The sequence below is a fragment of the Synoicihabitans lomoniglobus genome (genome assembly GCF_029023725.1).
In the GTDB taxonomy this organism is placed as follows: Bacteria; Verrucomicrobiota; Verrucomicrobiia; order Opitutales; family Opitutaceae; genus Actomonas; species Actomonas lomonigloba.
On sequence record NZ_CP119075.1, the window covers coordinates 5,272,883 to 5,288,148 of the forward strand.

Annotated in this window: 11 protein-coding genes and 1 tRNA gene; 3 read left to right on the plus strand and 9 right to left on the minus strand. The window is 62.7% G+C overall.

Features of this window, described 5'->3' with window-relative positions:
• The first annotated feature begins 41 nt into the window (after positions 1-41).
• Positions 42-1,262: an NAD(P)/FAD-dependent oxidoreductase gene (locus PXH66_RS20355; RefSeq protein ID WP_330929992.1), complete on the plus strand. Its 1,221-nt coding sequence runs from the start codon at positions 42-44 to the stop codon at positions 1,260-1,262.
• Here PXH66_RS20355 and PXH66_RS20360 read toward each other — a convergent pair.
• The 8 genes from PXH66_RS20360 to PXH66_RS20395 all read right to left on the minus strand — a co-directional run bounded on the left by PXH66_RS20360 (position 1,249) and on the right by PXH66_RS20395 (position 12,294).
• Positions 1,249-2,265, minus strand: a complete 1,017-nt coding sequence (locus PXH66_RS20360; RefSeq protein WP_330929993.1) for a sensor histidine kinase — start codon at positions 2,263-2,265, stop codon at positions 1,249-1,251. The genes PXH66_RS20355 and PXH66_RS20360 overlap by 14 nt on opposite strands.
• Entirely contained in the window at positions 2,265-4,382 is a 2,118-nt protein-coding gene (locus PXH66_RS20365) for a hybrid sensor histidine kinase/response regulator (RefSeq protein ID WP_330929994.1), read from the minus strand. Before PXH66_RS20365 ends, PXH66_RS20360 begins: the two co-directional genes overlap by 1 nt.
• Entirely contained in the window at positions 4,382-6,673 is a 2,292-nt protein-coding gene (locus tag PXH66_RS20370; protein ID WP_330929995.1) for an ATP-binding protein, read from the minus strand. The genes PXH66_RS20365 and PXH66_RS20370 overlap by 1 nt, the downstream gene beginning before the upstream one ends.
• The gene (locus tag PXH66_RS20375) at positions 6,670-7,257 is read right to left on the minus strand and encodes a biliverdin-producing heme oxygenase (RefSeq protein WP_330929996.1); all 588 of its coding nucleotides are present in this window, start codon (positions 7,255-7,257) and stop codon (positions 6,670-6,672) included. Before PXH66_RS20375 ends, PXH66_RS20370 begins: the two co-directional genes overlap by 4 nt.
• Before the next feature lie 207 nt (positions 7,258-7,464).
• Positions 7,465-8,736, minus strand: a complete 1,272-nt coding sequence (locus PXH66_RS20380; protein ID WP_330929997.1) for a phospholipase D-like domain-containing protein — start codon at positions 8,734-8,736, stop codon at positions 7,465-7,467.
• A gap of 32 nt (positions 8,737-8,768) precedes the next feature.
• The gene (locus PXH66_RS20385; RefSeq protein WP_330929998.1) at positions 8,769-10,103 is read right to left on the minus strand and encodes a sigma-54-dependent transcriptional regulator; all 1,335 of its coding nucleotides are present in this window, start codon (positions 10,101-10,103) and stop codon (positions 8,769-8,771) included.
• Between the two features lie 258 nt (positions 10,104-10,361).
• Positions 10,362-11,114: a TVP38/TMEM64 family protein gene (locus PXH66_RS20390; protein ID WP_330929999.1), complete on the minus strand. Its 753-nt coding sequence runs from the start codon at positions 11,112-11,114 to the stop codon at positions 10,362-10,364.
• A gap of 10 nt (positions 11,115-11,124) precedes the next feature.
• Positions 11,125-12,294 (minus strand): lipid A deacylase LpxR family protein, encoded by a 1,170-nt coding sequence (locus tag PXH66_RS20395; protein WP_330930000.1) that lies wholly within the window; start codon positions 12,292-12,294, stop codon positions 11,125-11,127.
• Between the two features lie 247 nt (positions 12,295-12,541).
• Between PXH66_RS20395 and PXH66_RS20400 the strand changes: the two genes are divergently transcribed.
• Positions 12,542-12,625 (plus strand) — tRNA-Leu (locus PXH66_RS20400).
• 67 nt (positions 12,626-12,692) lie between these two features.
• Here PXH66_RS20400 and PXH66_RS20405 read toward each other — a convergent pair.
• Positions 12,693-13,583, minus strand: a complete 891-nt coding sequence (locus tag PXH66_RS20405) for an AraC family transcriptional regulator (protein ID WP_330930001.1) — start codon at positions 13,581-13,583, stop codon at positions 12,693-12,695.
• Positions 13,584-13,727: 144 nt separating this feature from the next.
• Here PXH66_RS20405 and PXH66_RS20410 point away from each other — a divergent pair, with 144 nt between their 5' ends.
• Complete coding sequence (locus PXH66_RS20410) at positions 13,728-15,158, plus strand: hypothetical protein (protein ID WP_330930002.1); 1,431 nt, start codon at positions 13,728-13,730, stop codon at positions 15,156-15,158.
• Positions 15,159-15,266 lie beyond the last annotated feature (108 nt).

Sequence of the window (15,266 nt, forward strand, 5' to 3'; positions counted from 1 at the left end):
CGGGCGATCCCATTTCAAATTGCGTCCTGCTTTTCCGACCAATGGATCTCATATCCGGCACCCCTTTCTGGCCGTTGCGCGACGGCCTGCTCGCCACCTATTCACCCCTGCCGGGCGATCGCACCGCCGACGTGGCGGTGATCGGCGCCGGCATCACCGGGGCGCTGGCGGCGGACCGCCTGGCCCGGGCTGGTCACGACGTGGTGGTATTGGACCGCCGGGAGGCGGCTCGCGGCAGCACCGCGGCGAGCACGGCCTTGTTGCAATACGAGATCGACACGCCGTTGGCCGATCTGGCCGAGCGCCATGGTTGGGAGGAGGCGGCGGCGGCGTATCAGGATTGTCGTGACGCCGTGCAGGCGTTGCGGGAGTTGGCGGGAGAAGTCGGGCGGGAGACCGATTTTAAAGACAAGGCCAGCCTGTTGCTCGCGAGCAATCAGGATCACGTGCCGCGGCTGCGCCGGGAGTTTGAGGCGCGGCAGCGAGCCGGATTTCGTGTGCATTGGCTGGAGGAGGGCGACCTGCGGGAACGTTCGTCCCTGCCACATCCGGCGGGGTTGCTGACCTCGCGGCGGGACGCGGCGCAGGTCGACGCGCACGCGTTGGCCCACGGCCTGTTGCGGCGGGCGCAGGCGGCGGGCGCGGGCGTGCACGATCGCACGGCGGTGACGAGTTGGCGCAGGACGGGCGGACGCATCGTGTTGCACACCGACCGCGAGGCGGTGGTGCGGGCCAAGTGCGTGGTGGTGGCGACGGGCTTCGAGGCCGGTCCCTTTCTGCCACGCCAAGTGATGGAACTGAATTCGACCTACGCCATGGTCACCGAGCCACTGCCGGAGCGACCGGGGTTGCCCACGGGTGAACCGTTGATCTGGGAGACGCGTCAGCCTTACTGCTACATGCGCACGACCGCGGACGGTCGGCTGTTGGCGGGCGGCTATGATGATCCGTTTCGCGATCCGGCGGAGCGGGATCGGCGGGTGCCGGAGAAGACCCGGTTGTTGGAGCGCAAGCTGCGACGCTGGTTTCCGGAGATCCCGCGCATCGAGGCCGATTGGACGTGGGCGGGAACGTTTGCGGAGACCAAGGACGGACTGCCCTACATCGGCGAACACGTGTCGCGGTCGGGTTTTTGGTTTGCGCTCGGTTACGGTGGCAACGGCATCACCTACAGCCAGATTGCCGCCCGCCTGCTCGACCAGCGTCTCCGCGGCGAACCGGATGAAGCCGATGAACGGCGTTACCGGTTTAAGCGGAAGTGAGCGGCGCGGCGCGCGGTAGTTCCAAATAAAACCCGTGGCGGCCCTCGGTCGGCGGCAGGGAGCCCAGGGTGCCGTGTTGGAGTTCGGCCAGACGTTGCACAATGGTCAGCCCCCAGCCGTGGTGGTCGCTGCTGGTGCGCCGGTGAAACGGCACGATGAGTGCGGCGGCATCGGTGGCGGGACCGCGACCATTATCCACGATCGCGAAGCGGATGACGTCGGTGTGGGCTTCGACTTCGACACTGATTTCGACGCCGGGCGGGTTGTGTCGAAACGCGTTGATCAGGAGCTCCTCAAACATTTGGAGAATCCAGGCGGTGACGCCGCGGACATGGCCGCCGTCGTCGGGCCACTCGACATGGGCCTGAGCGCGGATGACCCGGGATTGCAGCAAGTCGCGCAGTTGCCAGAAGACATCGGTCATGTCGACGACGGTGAAGGCGGGCGGTTTAAGACTGGCCTGAAGCACGTAGCGGATGCGTAGCAACAATTGCTTGAGCTCCTCGCCGGACGTGGCGATCGCCTCCACGAGTTCACGGTCCTCCGGTTCGAGTGTAATGCTGGGATCCCGCAGGGTGGCGGCGGTGGTGATGACGGCGCCCAACGGGCTCATGTAGTCGTGCGTGAGGCGATGACTGATGGTGCGGAGCTCGCCGTGGTGCCGCCGATTCAGATGGGCGAGGCGGAGGATCTCGGCGGCCGCCGGAGGGGGAGTCGACCCGGACAGGTGGAAATGCACGGCGGTGGGTGTTTCCGTCGACAGATCCCATCCCCCCACCAGCAGGTGGTGCTCCAGCAAAGTGGTCACGTCGCCGGGGTCGGTGGCGAGCGTGGCGAGATGTTCGTCCGAGGGCAGCGGCGCAGGCAGCTCGGCGGGGGTCTCGACGACGAGTCGTTGATCGGTGGATACGCCTGCCTGCTCCAGCCAGGCGACGACTGGAGCGGTCGTCGCAGGCGGGCCGACGATTTGGAAGCGAAAGGAGTCAAGGGCGGCGGCGGGCATCAGGTAGTCGAGTTGGGAGGGGCGCCGAGATGCTCGGCCAGTTGAGCGAGGGCTTGATCGAGTTGGTCGATTTCGAGGGGCTTGGTGAGGTGGAGAACGAAGCCGTGGCGTTGGGAACGTTTGAGGTCCTCTTCCATGCCGTAGCCGCTGAGAGCGATGCCCTCCAGGCGCGGCCAGTGTTGGCGGAGTTCGTTGAGGAGGGTGCAGCCGTCGCCGTCGGGCAGTCCGATGTCGGAAAGCAGGGCGTCGATGTGGCCGTGGCGGCGCACATCCAGCGCTTCGGCCCGGGTCGCGGCGGTGGACACCTCGAAGCCGCGTTGCCGCAGCAGGCGCGTCATGGTGGTGCGGGTGGGAGCGTGATCCTCGACCAGCAGGACCCGGCGGGCGGTGGTGCCGGGATGGGGCGAGCGCGTGGTGGCGCGCGACCGTGGCGCGGCGGTCGGCGCGACGTAGGTCTCATCGCCGGGGCGGGCGGCGGTCGGCAGGGTGATCACAAACGTGGCACCGCGGCAGGGGCCCTCGCTGCAGGCCTGAATGGTGCCGTGATGGAGCTCCACCAGACTGCGCGAAATGGCGAGACCGAGGCCGAGGCCGCCGAAGCGGTGGGAGCTTTTGGTGCTGTGGTCGCCTTGGGAGAAGGCGTCGAAGATGCGGCTCAGTTCCTCCGAAGAGAGACCGATGCCGGAATCGGACACCGTGAGGGTGGCCCGGGCGTCGGCGGGGACGGCAGCGGCATCGAAGCTGAGGTCGATGACGATTTCACCTTTTTCGGGGCTGAATTTGGCGGCGTTTTTGAGCACGTTCCAAAAGACTTGGCGCAGGCGGACGGCGTCACCGTGCAGCGGAATCGGGGCGTCGGGACGCGTGACATTCCATTGCAGTTTTTTCTCGGCGAACTCGGCCTGCACGATGGCGAGGGCGTCGTCGAGGACCTCCAGCAGTTCAAGCGGCGCTTGTCGCAGGGTGAGCTTGCCGCGGGTGATGCGGGTGAGGTCGAGCAAGTCGTCGATGAGTCGGGCTTCGAGGGAGATGTTTTTACGGATCGATCCGAAGTCGTGGCGGATTTCGGCGGGCAGGTTCGGATCGCGGGCCCGTTCGCTGGCGGTGAGCAGCACGGGATTGAGCGGGGTGCGCAGCTCATGAGACAGCGCGGCGAGAAAGTCGTCCTTGGCGCGGGAGGCGGCGAGCGCCTGGTCGCGGGCGGATTTGAGGGCGTCCTCAATTTCGAGTTGATGCGTGATGTCGGTGTTGGTGCCAAACCAGCCCTGGACCTTGCCGGCGTTGTCGTGGATGGGCACGGCGCGGGAGAGAAACCAGCGATAGGAGCCGTTGCGGGCGCGCAGCGGAAAGGTGTCCTCCCAGGAGGATCCGCTTTCGAAGCACTCGGAGATCTTGCGCACGACGCGTTCCTCGTGGTCGGGGTGATGCACCTTGCGCCAACCCCAACCGCGCATCTCGTCGAGCGTGGTGCCGGTGTAGTCGAACCAGCGTTTGTTATACCAGAAAATGTAGCCGGTCTCGTCGGTCATCCAGGCGAGTTGGGAAATGTTGTCGGCGAGGTTGCGAAAGCGGCGTTCGCTTTTGCGGAGGGCGTCCTCGGCGCGTTCGCGTTGGTTGGACTCGCGGGTGAGATCGGCGACGGCCTCGCTGAGGGCGGTGTTTTTGTTTTGAAGTTCGGCGCGACTGGCGGAGATCTCGCGACGGATGGTCGCCTTTTCGACGGCGTTGCGCACGGCTTTGCGCAGTTGGACGGCGGTGACTTTGCCTTTTTGCAGGTAGTCGTGAGCGCCGGACTTCAAGAGCTCGACCGCAATGCTGGTGCTGTCGGAGGCGGTGAGCATGACCATGCCGCAGGCGTGGGGGCCGTAGGTTTCGATGACGTGGTCGAGCAGCTGTTTGCCGCTCATGCGCACGAGATCGAGGTCCATGAGCAAGCAGTGGGGCAGCTGCCGGGCTATTACGTCGATGGCGGATTCGGCTGCGTTGACCGTGGTGATATCCCAGTCGTTTTCCTGGCCGCGCGAAAGCAGTCGGCGGATCTCGACACAGTCCTCCGGCACATCGTCGACGATGAGCACGCGCAGTGGATGCGGCAGAGGAATGGGCGAGAGAGGCATCAGGCCGAAGGGGCGTCGGCGGAGGGCGCCGGGGAGCCGATTCCGCCAGGGTCGGCGGGGGCGAGGGTGAAGTGGAACGTGGTGCCTTTGCCGGGAATGGAATCGAGCCAGATGTGGCCACCGAGGCGCGTGATGATCGAGTGCACGATGGTGAGGCCGATGCCGACCCCACCGCCGAACTCATCGCGGCCGTGGAGTCGTTTGAAGATACGGAAGACGGCGTGCTGATTGGCGGGATCGATGCCGATGCCGTTGTCCTGCACGCGGAAGCGAAGCGGGCCGTCGGGCGGGGCGATCCAACCGATCTCAATGCGGGGCTGCGATTTGTCGTTATATTTAACCGCGTTGCTGATGAGGTTGGCGAAAACTTCGGTGAGCAGCACCGGATCGCCGGTCACATGGGGGAGGGGCCGAGGCACGTGAATGTCGGTGGGGCGTTCTTCGAGCCGGGCGGTGATCAGCTCGCGGCTTTGAGCGAGAATCTCATTGAGGTCGACGTCCTCGCGGCGGGGTTCCGTGCGGCCGACGCGCGAGTAGTGAAGCAGGGCGTCGATGAGTTGCTCCATGCGCAGGCCGAGCCGTTGCACGGTTTGAAGTTTTTGGCGGGCCTCGGGACTCAGTTCGGCGTCGTGATCCTCGTGGAGATAGCGCGCGTAGTTGCGTAGTCCGCGCAAGGGTTCCTTGAGATCGTGGGACGCAATGTAAGCGAAGGACTCGAGGTCCTGATTGCGATTCTCCAACTCGACTTGCAGGCGGATGAGGCGCTCGGTGTGGCGGGCCATGGCTTCGAGGACGACATGGCGGAGGGCGCGGGCGGCGTCGACTTCGACGGCGTGCCATGGCAAGGAGCGGTCGCGGACCTCTTCCTGCCACAGCGCGAAGGATTTGCGCGGGGTCAGTCGATCGCCGAGCGGGCCGGATTCGACGGGTTTGGTGGGATCGCCGGCCCAGTTGACGATCTGCACCTCGGGCACCCGAAACCAAAACAAATAGGCGGGTGGGTTGCGGCAGAGTCGGGCGGCGAGCACCCCGCTGTAGGGCGCGAAGGCGTCGGCGATTTCGGGCACCCAGGTGGTCAGGCTGGTGGTGGCGTTGACGCTCGTCGGCTGGTGTTCGCTGAGCCAGGCCCCGAGTTGGCGGATGGCGGTTTCGGAGGGGGCGGCTCCGATGGGGTGGACGGCATCGGCGAGCAGTAGTGCCGAGGCACCGGCGTGCAGTTCGCCGAGTATGGGTGCCGCTTCCTGCAGAGTGGTTGGCAAGTCGTTGGATTCTTCGAACAGGCCGGTGAGTTGCTCACGGGCGGTTTGCAGGGACGACGCGTAGTGCGCCTGGTCCAGACGTTCCTTTTCGGCGGTTTGGAGCGAGAGGGTCTGGGCGAGAAACTCGCAGGCGATGCGCGCACCGTGGGTGACGTAGCGCGGCCGGTAGTGATGGCACGCGAAGAGTCCCCAGAGGCGGCCTTCGACGACGATGGACAACGACATGGAAGCGCCGACGCCCATGTTTTTAAGATACTCGACGTGGATGGGGGACATGGAGCGCGTCACGCAGTGGCTCATGTCGAGGGGCTTGTCGGTGCGCGGATGGAGCGGTGGATCGAGCGGGACCGGCTGGTAATAAATGTCGGGGTTGAGACGCACGGGCGAGCGACGGAAGAGGTCGCGGGCCTGTTTGGGAATGTCCGACGCGGGGTAGTGCAGACCGAGGTAGCTCTCGAGATCGTCGCGGCGACTTTCGGCGATGACGTGACCGGAATCGTCGTCGGCGAAGCGATAAACCATGACCCGGTCGAAGCCGATGAATTCGCGCACGCTGGTGGCGGCGTGTTGGCAGAAATCGGTGAGTGACTTCGCCTCGGAGAGCAACTTGAGCGTGCGTTGAAAACGGCCGAGGGAGGGGGCGTTCTTCAGGGCTTCACCATCTTTCCAACGTTCGAGCTCGAGGATGAGGACTGTATTGTGGCGGTGGAGGAGCGCCTCGAAAGGTGGCCCGCCGTCGGGCGCGGGGAGAGGCGGCAGGTAAAGAGGATTTTGATTGATGGGTTCGCGGGCGGATTCCTCACGCCATGCGGCCAGCACCTCGGCGGGGAGCAGGGCATCGAGCTTTTGCCCGAGGACAACGGGAGCTTCGGGCAGCACGACGGAGACGTTCGACGAGACCTGTTCCACCAACCAATCGGGTTCACGGAGCGCGAACAGCACCGCGTGGGACTGGATGGAGCCCGGGATGTGGATCGGCTCGCGATCGCAGTTGGACAGGTCGATCGGACCGGTGGAATCGGGAGGGCTCATGCGCAGGCGGATTCGTTCGGCATCGCGGGGGACAGCCGGGCGGAAAAGTAGGCGAAAGTGGCGGTGGCGCAGTTGGTGGCGGCAGTGGTTTCCGGAGTGGTCCACTCACGGGATGCGAGCCAGGCCATGAACGCACGCCAGCGGCGAGAGGTGGCGGCGGGGCCGGCGCCCTGGAAAAAGTGCAGCGAGTCGTCGGTGAGCTCCGGGATGCGGGTGGCAAAGTCGCGGGCGAGCATGAGACCGCCGAGCGCCGAGCCTTCGACCACGTAGAGACAACCGGCGCGGAGCCCGACCGCATCGAGCCGGGGGAGCGAGAATGCCTCGTCGCCCGTGGGATGGGCCGGGACGGAGGGGAGTTGGCTGAGATCGGTGTCCAAATCGGCGATGCGTTGATCGAGATTGGGCGACCAGTCCAGTGCGATGGGGTGGCGTTGCCACTCGGTGCGGAGATCACCGAAGAGCGCCCGGTAGCATCGCAACAGGGCGCGGTAACGGGCCACGGTGTTTACAGAAGTGAAGCCGCCGAGCTGGCTTTCCAAGGACTGGTGCAGCTGGGAGGTGGACTCTCGGAGGATGTCGATCAAAACGGAAGAATGGCGCAGGAGTTGCCCGTAGGCAGGCCCAAATGGGCCTATTGGCACCAAGCTGAGTCTAAATATGCCGCTCTTGGCAACACCCTGACGGGTGATTCGATTCAATTTTTTGCCGGGGGACGAGCTTTGGGGAAAACGCGTCGGATCAACTAGCTAGAAATTGCCAGTCCCGATTGATCTGACGCAAACCGACGGCAATCAAATCTGGCTGCGCACAACGGTGGCGAGTTGGCCGAGGAGCCGCTCGCGCCACGGGCGATGGCGCCACGCGGTAAGGTCGATCCGTTCGCTGCGATCGAGGTCGGCTTGAAAATCGTTTTCCAGCTCGTCGGCGAGCTTCGGATCGAGGGTTTGGAGATTGGATTCGTCGTTGAGGCGGAAGGAGCGATCGTCGACGTTGGCGGAGCCGATCGAGACCCACGCGTCGTCCACCAGCAGCACCTTGGCGTGGAGCATGGTGGGTTGAAATTCGTGGATGTGCACTCCGGCTTCGAGCAAGGTCTTCCACAGCGCCCGACTGGCGAGACGGGAGAGACGGCTGTCGGTTTCGGGACCGGTCACGAGCACCGTGACCTCCACCCCGCGACGGGCGGCGGCGGCGAGGGATTCGCGCGTGAAGCGATCAGGCGTGAAGTAGGGGGTGGTGAGGCGGATGCGACGACGGGCGGCCCCGATGACGAGCAGGAAGGCGAGCCGGGCGTTTTCGCTGCCCTCGTCGGGTGAACTGACGAAGCAGTGTGCCGGGATGGTGTTGTCTTCGATCGGCGGCAGGGGCGGGAAATACTTGGCATCGCTCTCCACTTTGCCGGTGGTCCGAATCCAATTTACCATGAAGGCGGATTGGAGCTGCCCTACCACGGGGCCGGAGACTTGGAAATGGGTGTCGCGCCAATGGTCGGGGTTCCCGGCATCTCCGGTCCAATTGTCACTGATGCCGACGCCGCCCGTGAATCCGACGCGGCCGTCGACGATCAGGAGTTTGCGGTGCGTGCGGTGGTTGAGGCGGGACGGGTGGCGCCAGTTGGGGCGATGAAACCGGCGCACCTCGCAGCCGGCGTCGCGGAGTCCGCCGACCAACTCGTCGTCCATGGGGATGGAGCCGACCCAATCGAGCAGGATGTTCACCTGCACGCCTGCGCGGGCGCGATCCCGGAGGGCGGCGGCCACGCGTTGGGCGATGTCGCCCGACCAGTAGACATAGGTTTCGAAGCAGATCGTGTCGCGGGCGCTCTCGATCGCGGCGATCATGGCGGGAAAAATCTCGTCGCCATTGCGCAGGCGCTGCACGCGATTGCCCGTGCAGAAGGGCGCCCGCATCACGGCGGCCATGACCCGAAGAAACTGCGGATCGGCGACGGCCGGCATGTCCTCGATGCGGTGATCGAGGTGTTTGTGATCGCGGGCCCGGGCCACCATCCACCCGAAGCCGACGGCGGCAATGAACCCCAGGGCAATGAATAGGGTATTCATGTCGCGGATACTTTCTTTTGCAAACAGTGGGTTCAGCCCAGGCCCATGCGCTTGCGCTTGCGGTAGAGTGTGGCGGTATCGATGCCGAGGGTGCGGGCGGCTTTTTCGAGACTCTCGGTTTTGGCGATGATGCGACGGATGTGTTCGTGTTCGAGGGCCTCGATCGTCACCATGTGGCCCGGTCGCAACGACGTCTCTTCGCTCTCGCGAAATTCGGCCGGCAGATCGGCGACGGTGATCTCGTTGTCCTGGGCCAGAATGACCGAGCGCTCGATGAGGTTGCGCAGTTCGCGCAGGTTGCCCGGCCAAGGGTAGTCGACGATGGCGGTGCGGGCTTCCTGGGAGAGTTGGAGCGAGGGTCGGCCCTGTTCGCGGGTGAAGTGCCGCATGTAGTTGTCGACCAGCGGGAGAAGATCCGTGGGGCGATCGGCGAGGGCGGGCATTTCGACGGCGATGACTTTGAGGCGGTAGTAAAGGTCTTCGCGGAAGCGGCCGGCGGCGACCTCGGCGGCGAGGTCACGATTGGTGGCGGCGATGAGGCGCACGTTGGCCTTGCGGGTGCGCGTGTCGCCCACGCGTTCGTATTCGCGATCCTGCAGCAAGCGCAGGAGCTTGGGTTGAATTTCGAGGGGCACTTCGCCGATTTCGTCGAGAAACAGCGTGCCCTCGTCGGCGGCGGCGACCTTGCCCCAAGTGTCCTTGAGGGCGCCGGTGAACGCACCTTTGACGTGTCCGAACAGCTCGCTCTCCAACAGTTCGCGGGAGAGGCTGGGGCAGTTGATCGTCACGAACGCCTTGTCGGCGCGGTTGCTGCGGTCGTGCACGGCGCGGGCGAGGACAGTCTTGCCGGTGCCGCTCGGGCCGAGAATGAGCACGGTGGCGTTGGAGGCGGCCGCGCGGAAGGCCGTTTCGTAGGCACTTTTCACGGCGGGCTCGTTGGATTCGAGCATCACGGTGGGATGGGCCTTGGCGACTTGGGTTTCGAGATCGGCCACCTTGGTTTGCATGCGGCGGTGCTCGTCGACTTTGGCCAATTTTTGCTTCAGATCCTCGGGAATAAACGGCTTGGGAATGTAGTCGTAAGCCCCGCGCTTCATGGCATCGACGGCGGACTCCACGGAGGTCTGGGCGGTGAAGACAATGACCGGCACGAGATTGCCTTCGGCGCGGATTTTGGAGAGAAAATCGAGGCCATTTTCAGTGCCGAGATTCACGTCGAGGAGGAGGGCATCGATCTTCTCGGTTTCGAGTTGGCGGGCCGCCTGGCGGGAGTTTTCCGCCGTCACCGGGGTATGCCCCATGGCAGTCAGGGCGTAGGCGGTGGTGCGTAGGACATTGGCTTGGTCGTCGACGATGAGGATATTCATGGAACTGAGATTGCTGTTTGCACGGTGCGTGCCGGGAGGGGGCGAATGGGTGGGGCGAGGCGGCCCGAGAACGAGAGGGGAGTTATGTTAATACTTCAAAGTAAGTATTATAGGTAATGTGAATTCGAGAGTTACGCTCCGATGAAAAAAATAAACGGGAGCGGACACTCCCGTTTGAACCTCACGAATAATGCATAATGCACGTATGAAAGCCGTGATATTATTGCATAATGCAAATAAGGACTCGTTGCTTTTGGATTACTCTGACGTCTTTGGTGCCTGGTTTTCTCCGTATTTGCGCTTCATTCGCCGACCGGCGAGGAAGCACGCTATGATCAAGCATATGCTGTAGACGACGAGGGCGATGGCCCAGCCCCACGATAGGTCGTCGCTCATGCGTCCTGCGATCACCGCCGTGATGGAGCGAATGATGTGGAGAGGCACCGAGACCAGAAGATATGTCGCGAACGGAATCCCCACGAGCGGGAGGACGTAGAGCTGCGCCCAGTAAGGAGCGCCGGGCAAAAGCGAAGCGAATACCGAGGCGTCGACGTGGGCGTGGCGGGGCAATCGACGCTGCAGGGGCTCCAGTCGGCGCTTGAGCATTTTGGGCAGGATGCGGGCACCGAGAAATGCGAGGGTGTGTTGGGCAATGATGGCTCCCGCGACCATGGCCAATCCACCTTCCAGGCCGAACCGGATGCCGGCGATGACGTTGAGCGGTGTCACCGGAAACGTGACCAAGGGTAGGAGCACCAGCGCTAAAAACAGCACCCGGGGATCAACATGTTCGGCCCAAGCGTGCACGCGCTCGAGATCCACCCGACCCCACGCCAACGCCAGACCGAGGAGCACCAACGCACCGATGATGATGGGGCGGTGGTGATCATCCCACGTGCGCCGCCACCAGGAAGACTCGGTTGAGGAAGGCTTGGGCGGAGGGGGCGCGGGTGAAGCCATGGCGGCGGATCGACGGAGGAGGCGCAAGCGCGTGAGTTGAATCGCAGACATGGTCGGGGCGTTAAAAAATCCAGGAAGTCGTCAGCGAACCGAACTTGTTGTTGTCCGCGATCTGTCCCTCGAACTCGCGGGAGCGGATGATCTTGGTGAAGGTCAATTGGAACGCGCCGCGGGCGACACCGAGGCCGTAGCTCAGGTCGTAGACGAGAGGTTCGCGTTCCACGTGGCGGCTGTCCTTGAAGGTATTGCCATCAAGGAAAATGTTACGGGCGACGGCGCGGCCGTCGGCCCCGCCAAAGAGAAAGACGCTCCAGCAGGCGCCGCGCACGCGGGGATCGAGGTCGTCGATCGGCGAGCTCGCGACCCCGGCGGGCCGAATCATGTTTACGCCGAAATCACTCGGCAGGTTGAACCCGAACCGGGTGGTCGCACCGACGTTGGCGTAGGTGCTGACATTCCCCACGACCGCCCCCAAATGTGGCACGAAATCGATGCCCCAGTGCGGGCGGTCCTGCAGTGATTTTCCGGTAAATGGATTGGTGCGCAGTCCGAAACGATCCGAGGCCGTTACGGTGCGGGCGTAGGTGCGCCACTTGCGCTCCCAGGCGATGTTGACCCCCAATTCATCGTGAAGCTGGTAGTCCCACCCCTGGGGAATTTCGCCGTCGATCAAACCATGAGCCCATTTCTGTATGTCCTCGGCGTAGCTGTGAGGACCGACCATGCCGATCTGGACGGCGACGGTATCGGCCTGGGCATCGTTTTTAGCCAGAAACGAAAACTCAAAATACGTCCATCCGGCGTAGGGGCGATCCGTGGGATCGGGATTGCTCCGGGAAATATCCTGCGGGGTGTAGATGTGCTGGGCGACGGCGAGTCCGAGATTCTTTTGGGTTTTCTCTTCGTTGACGAACGGGAGGCGTTCGAGAAACGACTGGCGCCAACCGGACTTGCCCCAGCCTGTGAGATCGGGGGAAAGCCAAGCGGCTTTAAAGCCGTTGGTATAGTGCTGGTCCGTGCCGCCGAAGTAGTCGTTTTCCATATACAGGATGAGGACGGGACTCTCTCGCGCGAGTCGTGTGGGCACGCCATCTTCGGTGCGCAACAGGGTGGAGGAAACGGCTTCGCCTTGATCGGCGGCCGTGATTTGAGCGGGCAGAGAAACCGCCGAGGCGAGACAAAGCGCGGCGGTTAGGAGGCGGAAGTTAGGTGTTAGGCGGAAGCGTGACATGATGAGCCTCCCTTTGCGAATTGCATACCGTGGCCGAAGATAAAGTCATAAAATATTGAAATAGAGCACTATAAAATATTTAACATCGACGCAAAGATGTCAGAAAATTGCATGATGCAACGGCGCTAATAGGTGATAATTGCGAAATGCCCGATTTGAGAATCCGTTGAGCGAAGGCCCTCGCGCGTGGTCCTCGGGTCTTGATTAACGCGCTGAAGCGTTCACAAAAGGGCCCTTCCTCAATCCTGCTCGGGTGGTGGAATGGTAGACACGGGGGTCTTAGAAGCCCTTGCCGAAAGGCGTGAAGGTTCGAGTCCTTTCCCGAGCACCAGCCTACGCCAAGGCTTCTGCTGGCTAGCCAAAATTACGGGTCTACACGAAAAGATGGGGGCACTGAATCAGCGGGAAAAAGCGGCCGGTGGCGGCATTTTATTCTCGGCGAACGCTTTGCGATATGCACTCGGGCTGCAGCCCATACGTTCCCTGAACCGGCGGTGAAAACTCGAGAGGGTGGCGAAGCCGGATGCGAGGGCGATCTCACTGATCTGTCCGGTGGTTTCTTGCAGTGATCGTGCGGCCTGATCGATGCGCAATTCGTTAAGGAACACCGAAACATTGCGCCCGGTTGCGCGCTTGAAATAGCGGCTGAAGGCTTCCGGGTTCATCGACGCGACGCGGGCGATTTCAGCCAGCGTGGGTTGCTCACGAAAATTGCGCATGAGGAAAGCGTAGACGCGGGCGAGTCGCTGTTCGGCGTGGCGGTCCAGGCTCGGCTCATAGGCGGCACTCGCGAGCGGACGCGCGTTACGAGTTTGCGCGAGTTGGTGCAGGATCGCGAGGAGTTCAAGCAGGGCGGGGAGGCCGGTTTGATTCGCGAGCGAGCGCAGGCTATCGGAGATTCGGCGGGCGCTCCGACCGGAGAAACTCAAACCGCGTCCGGCTCGTCGGAAGAGCTGCTGCACACTCGCGAACTCAGGGGTGGATAAAATTTCCGAACCGAGGAAATCCGGGCGAAACTGCGTCACCACGGAGTGCGCCGGCCCGTGGGAGGACTGGTTCCCTTCGTTGTGCCAGAAATGGGGCAGATTGGGACCGAGCAGGACGAGGTCGCCTTCGGCAAATGGTTCGATGCAGTCACCGACGAATCGTTTGCCCCGGCTCGCGACGATCGATGTCAGTTCGATCTCGGGATGGAAATGCCATGGCGCGTCGAATCGGTCGAGGTGGCGTTCCTCAATGTAAAAAGAGCGGGTGGGTTCGACCCGGACTTTTTCAAATCGAGCGCGCATTTAATCGGCATTAATTGACCAAAACATCCGTAAAATCCAATTGAAATATCAATTAAAGCTCAGAACAGGCTAAGCACGGCGGAGACAAACAGAGGCATCGTGAGCTATACTCCGGCGTTCCGTGATCCAACTACTGTCCGCCCCATGATCCCACTATCCTACCATTCCTATCGCGATCTCCCCTTGTTGGCCGGCATCGCATCACTCCCCGACGCGATGCGAATCGGGCTCTCAATCGATGACTGTGTAGGTCGCTTGAAGAGGCACCATTGGGCGTTTCGTCGATTGCATCAGATTTTCGTCGATCGGCTTACCGCCGAGCCGGTTTACGAACTCAAAATGGGCTTCAGCCTTCATGCCCATTACTGCGCGGAGCACGCGGCCGTTTGGCGGAAGCGGGTGGCGGAAATGCGCGAGCCGCCGCTGGGTTTGGACGTTGTTCCGGACGCCGCCTTGGACGCATTTTTTGACGAGATCCTTTGTGCGCCGGATACGGAAACGCTCTTGATCGGTCTCTATGAGCACACTTTGCCCGCGTTGGGCGAGGCCATCCGGCGACACATGGCGGAAACCAATCGGCTCGTGGATCATCCAAGCTTTCGTATTTGCCGATTCGCTGTGATCGAGATCGAGGAGATGGTGGAGTATGGCACGCAGTGCGTTGCTAGGTTGCTCACGGAGGAAAAACGGGCCGAGCTGGCGTCGTGGGGTGAGCTTCTCGCCCAGCTCTTGCGAGCGGCGGGCGGGCTGGACGGTGCCGTCACTCCGGAGGCGACCGCCTGGGAGCGTCACTTTTCGAAGACGCCGCATGTTTATGACGGCGTCCCGCAGCGCGACGAGCGTTTCCCCGACCCCTACAATATGGGGGTGCATGCAGAGGCGTTCCTCTACGACGACAACTTCCCGGCGCCGCCCAAGCCGCTCATGATGTATTTCAAACGTCTGCGTGAGATCGATGTGCCGGAAATGATGGCGAGCATCATCACGGAAACGACCGGCAAGCCATGGAGCTACCAAGTCGATATGACGCGACAACTTTGGGATGAAGCACGGCACGCGATGATGGGCGAAGTCGGGTTCGTGCGCGCCGGAATCGATTGGCAACAATTCGTGCGAGTGAATTTCACCTGGTCGCTGGCGTTGAACGCCCAGCTTACACCTCTCGAACGCCACGGTGTCCTGTATTTCATCGAGCAGGGACTAATGCCCAAGACGGGCAAACGGTTCGAGTGGGAGGTAGGCCTGGCCTCGGGAGATCCGTTTTCGGCCATGATCCAAGACTACGACTGGGCAGACGAGGTGTTACACGCGCGGATCGGCCGGGATTGGTATGTGCCGCAACTCGGCGGGGTGAAGGAAGCAATCGCGTATGGAGACCAGTGTTGGTCGAAGGTGTTGATCGATTGGAACAGCTACCGGGAGCAGGGCCTTACCCAGCACGAAAACTGGTGGCCGGCGCTCTACCGCGAGTGGTGCCGAGTTCAAGGCCGCGAACCGGATGCAGCAGTCCTGGCCTACGATACGAGCTACGCGGCGGTGCGAGCTGATTTACGGGAACTAAGCGTGTCCGGTTGACCCACTCGCACCTGATGCCCGCACCGGATTAGGCCTGCCAAGAGGCGACGCCGTCCGGAGGGAGGAGATAGTCGAACTCAATTTGAAACCTGATTTTGAAGATACATT

Excerpts from the sequence above, each read along its gene's own strand:
- PXH66_RS20355 (WP_330929992.1), top strand. The coding sequence starts at position 42 with ATGGATCTCATATCCGGCACCCCTTTCTGGCCGTTGCGCGACGGCCTG.
- PXH66_RS20390 (WP_330929999.1), bottom strand. The coding sequence starts at position 11,114 with ATGTCTGCGATTCAACTCACGCGCTTGCGCCTCCTCCGTCGATCCGCC.
- PXH66_RS20405 (WP_330930001.1), bottom strand. The coding sequence starts at position 13,583 with ATGCGCGCTCGATTTGAAAAAGTCCGGGTCGAACCCACCCGCTCTTTT.
- PXH66_RS20385 (WP_330929998.1), bottom strand. The coding sequence starts at position 10,103 with ATGAATATCCTCATCGTCGACGACCAAGCCAATGTCCTACGCACCACC.
- PXH66_RS20380 (WP_330929997.1), bottom strand. The coding sequence starts at position 8,736 with ATGAATACCCTATTCATTGCCCTGGGGTTCATTGCCGCCGTCGGCTTC.
- PXH66_RS20410 (WP_330930002.1), top strand. The coding sequence starts at position 13,728 with ATGATCCCACTATCCTACCATTCCTATCGCGATCTCCCCTTGTTGGCC.
- PXH66_RS20360 (WP_330929993.1), bottom strand. The coding sequence starts at position 2,265 with ATGCCCGCCGCCGCCCTTGACTCCTTTCGCTTCCAAATCGTCGGCCCG.
- PXH66_RS20395 (WP_330930000.1), bottom strand. The coding sequence starts at position 12,294 with ATGTCACGCTTCCGCCTAACACCTAACTTCCGCCTCCTAACCGCCGCG.
- PXH66_RS20365 (WP_330929994.1), bottom strand. The coding sequence starts at position 4,382 with ATGCCTCTCTCGCCCATTCCTCTGCCGCATCCACTGCGCGTGCTCATC.
- PXH66_RS20370 (WP_330929995.1), bottom strand. The coding sequence starts at position 6,673 with ATGAGCCCTCCCGATTCCACCGGTCCGATCGACCTGTCCAACTGCGAT.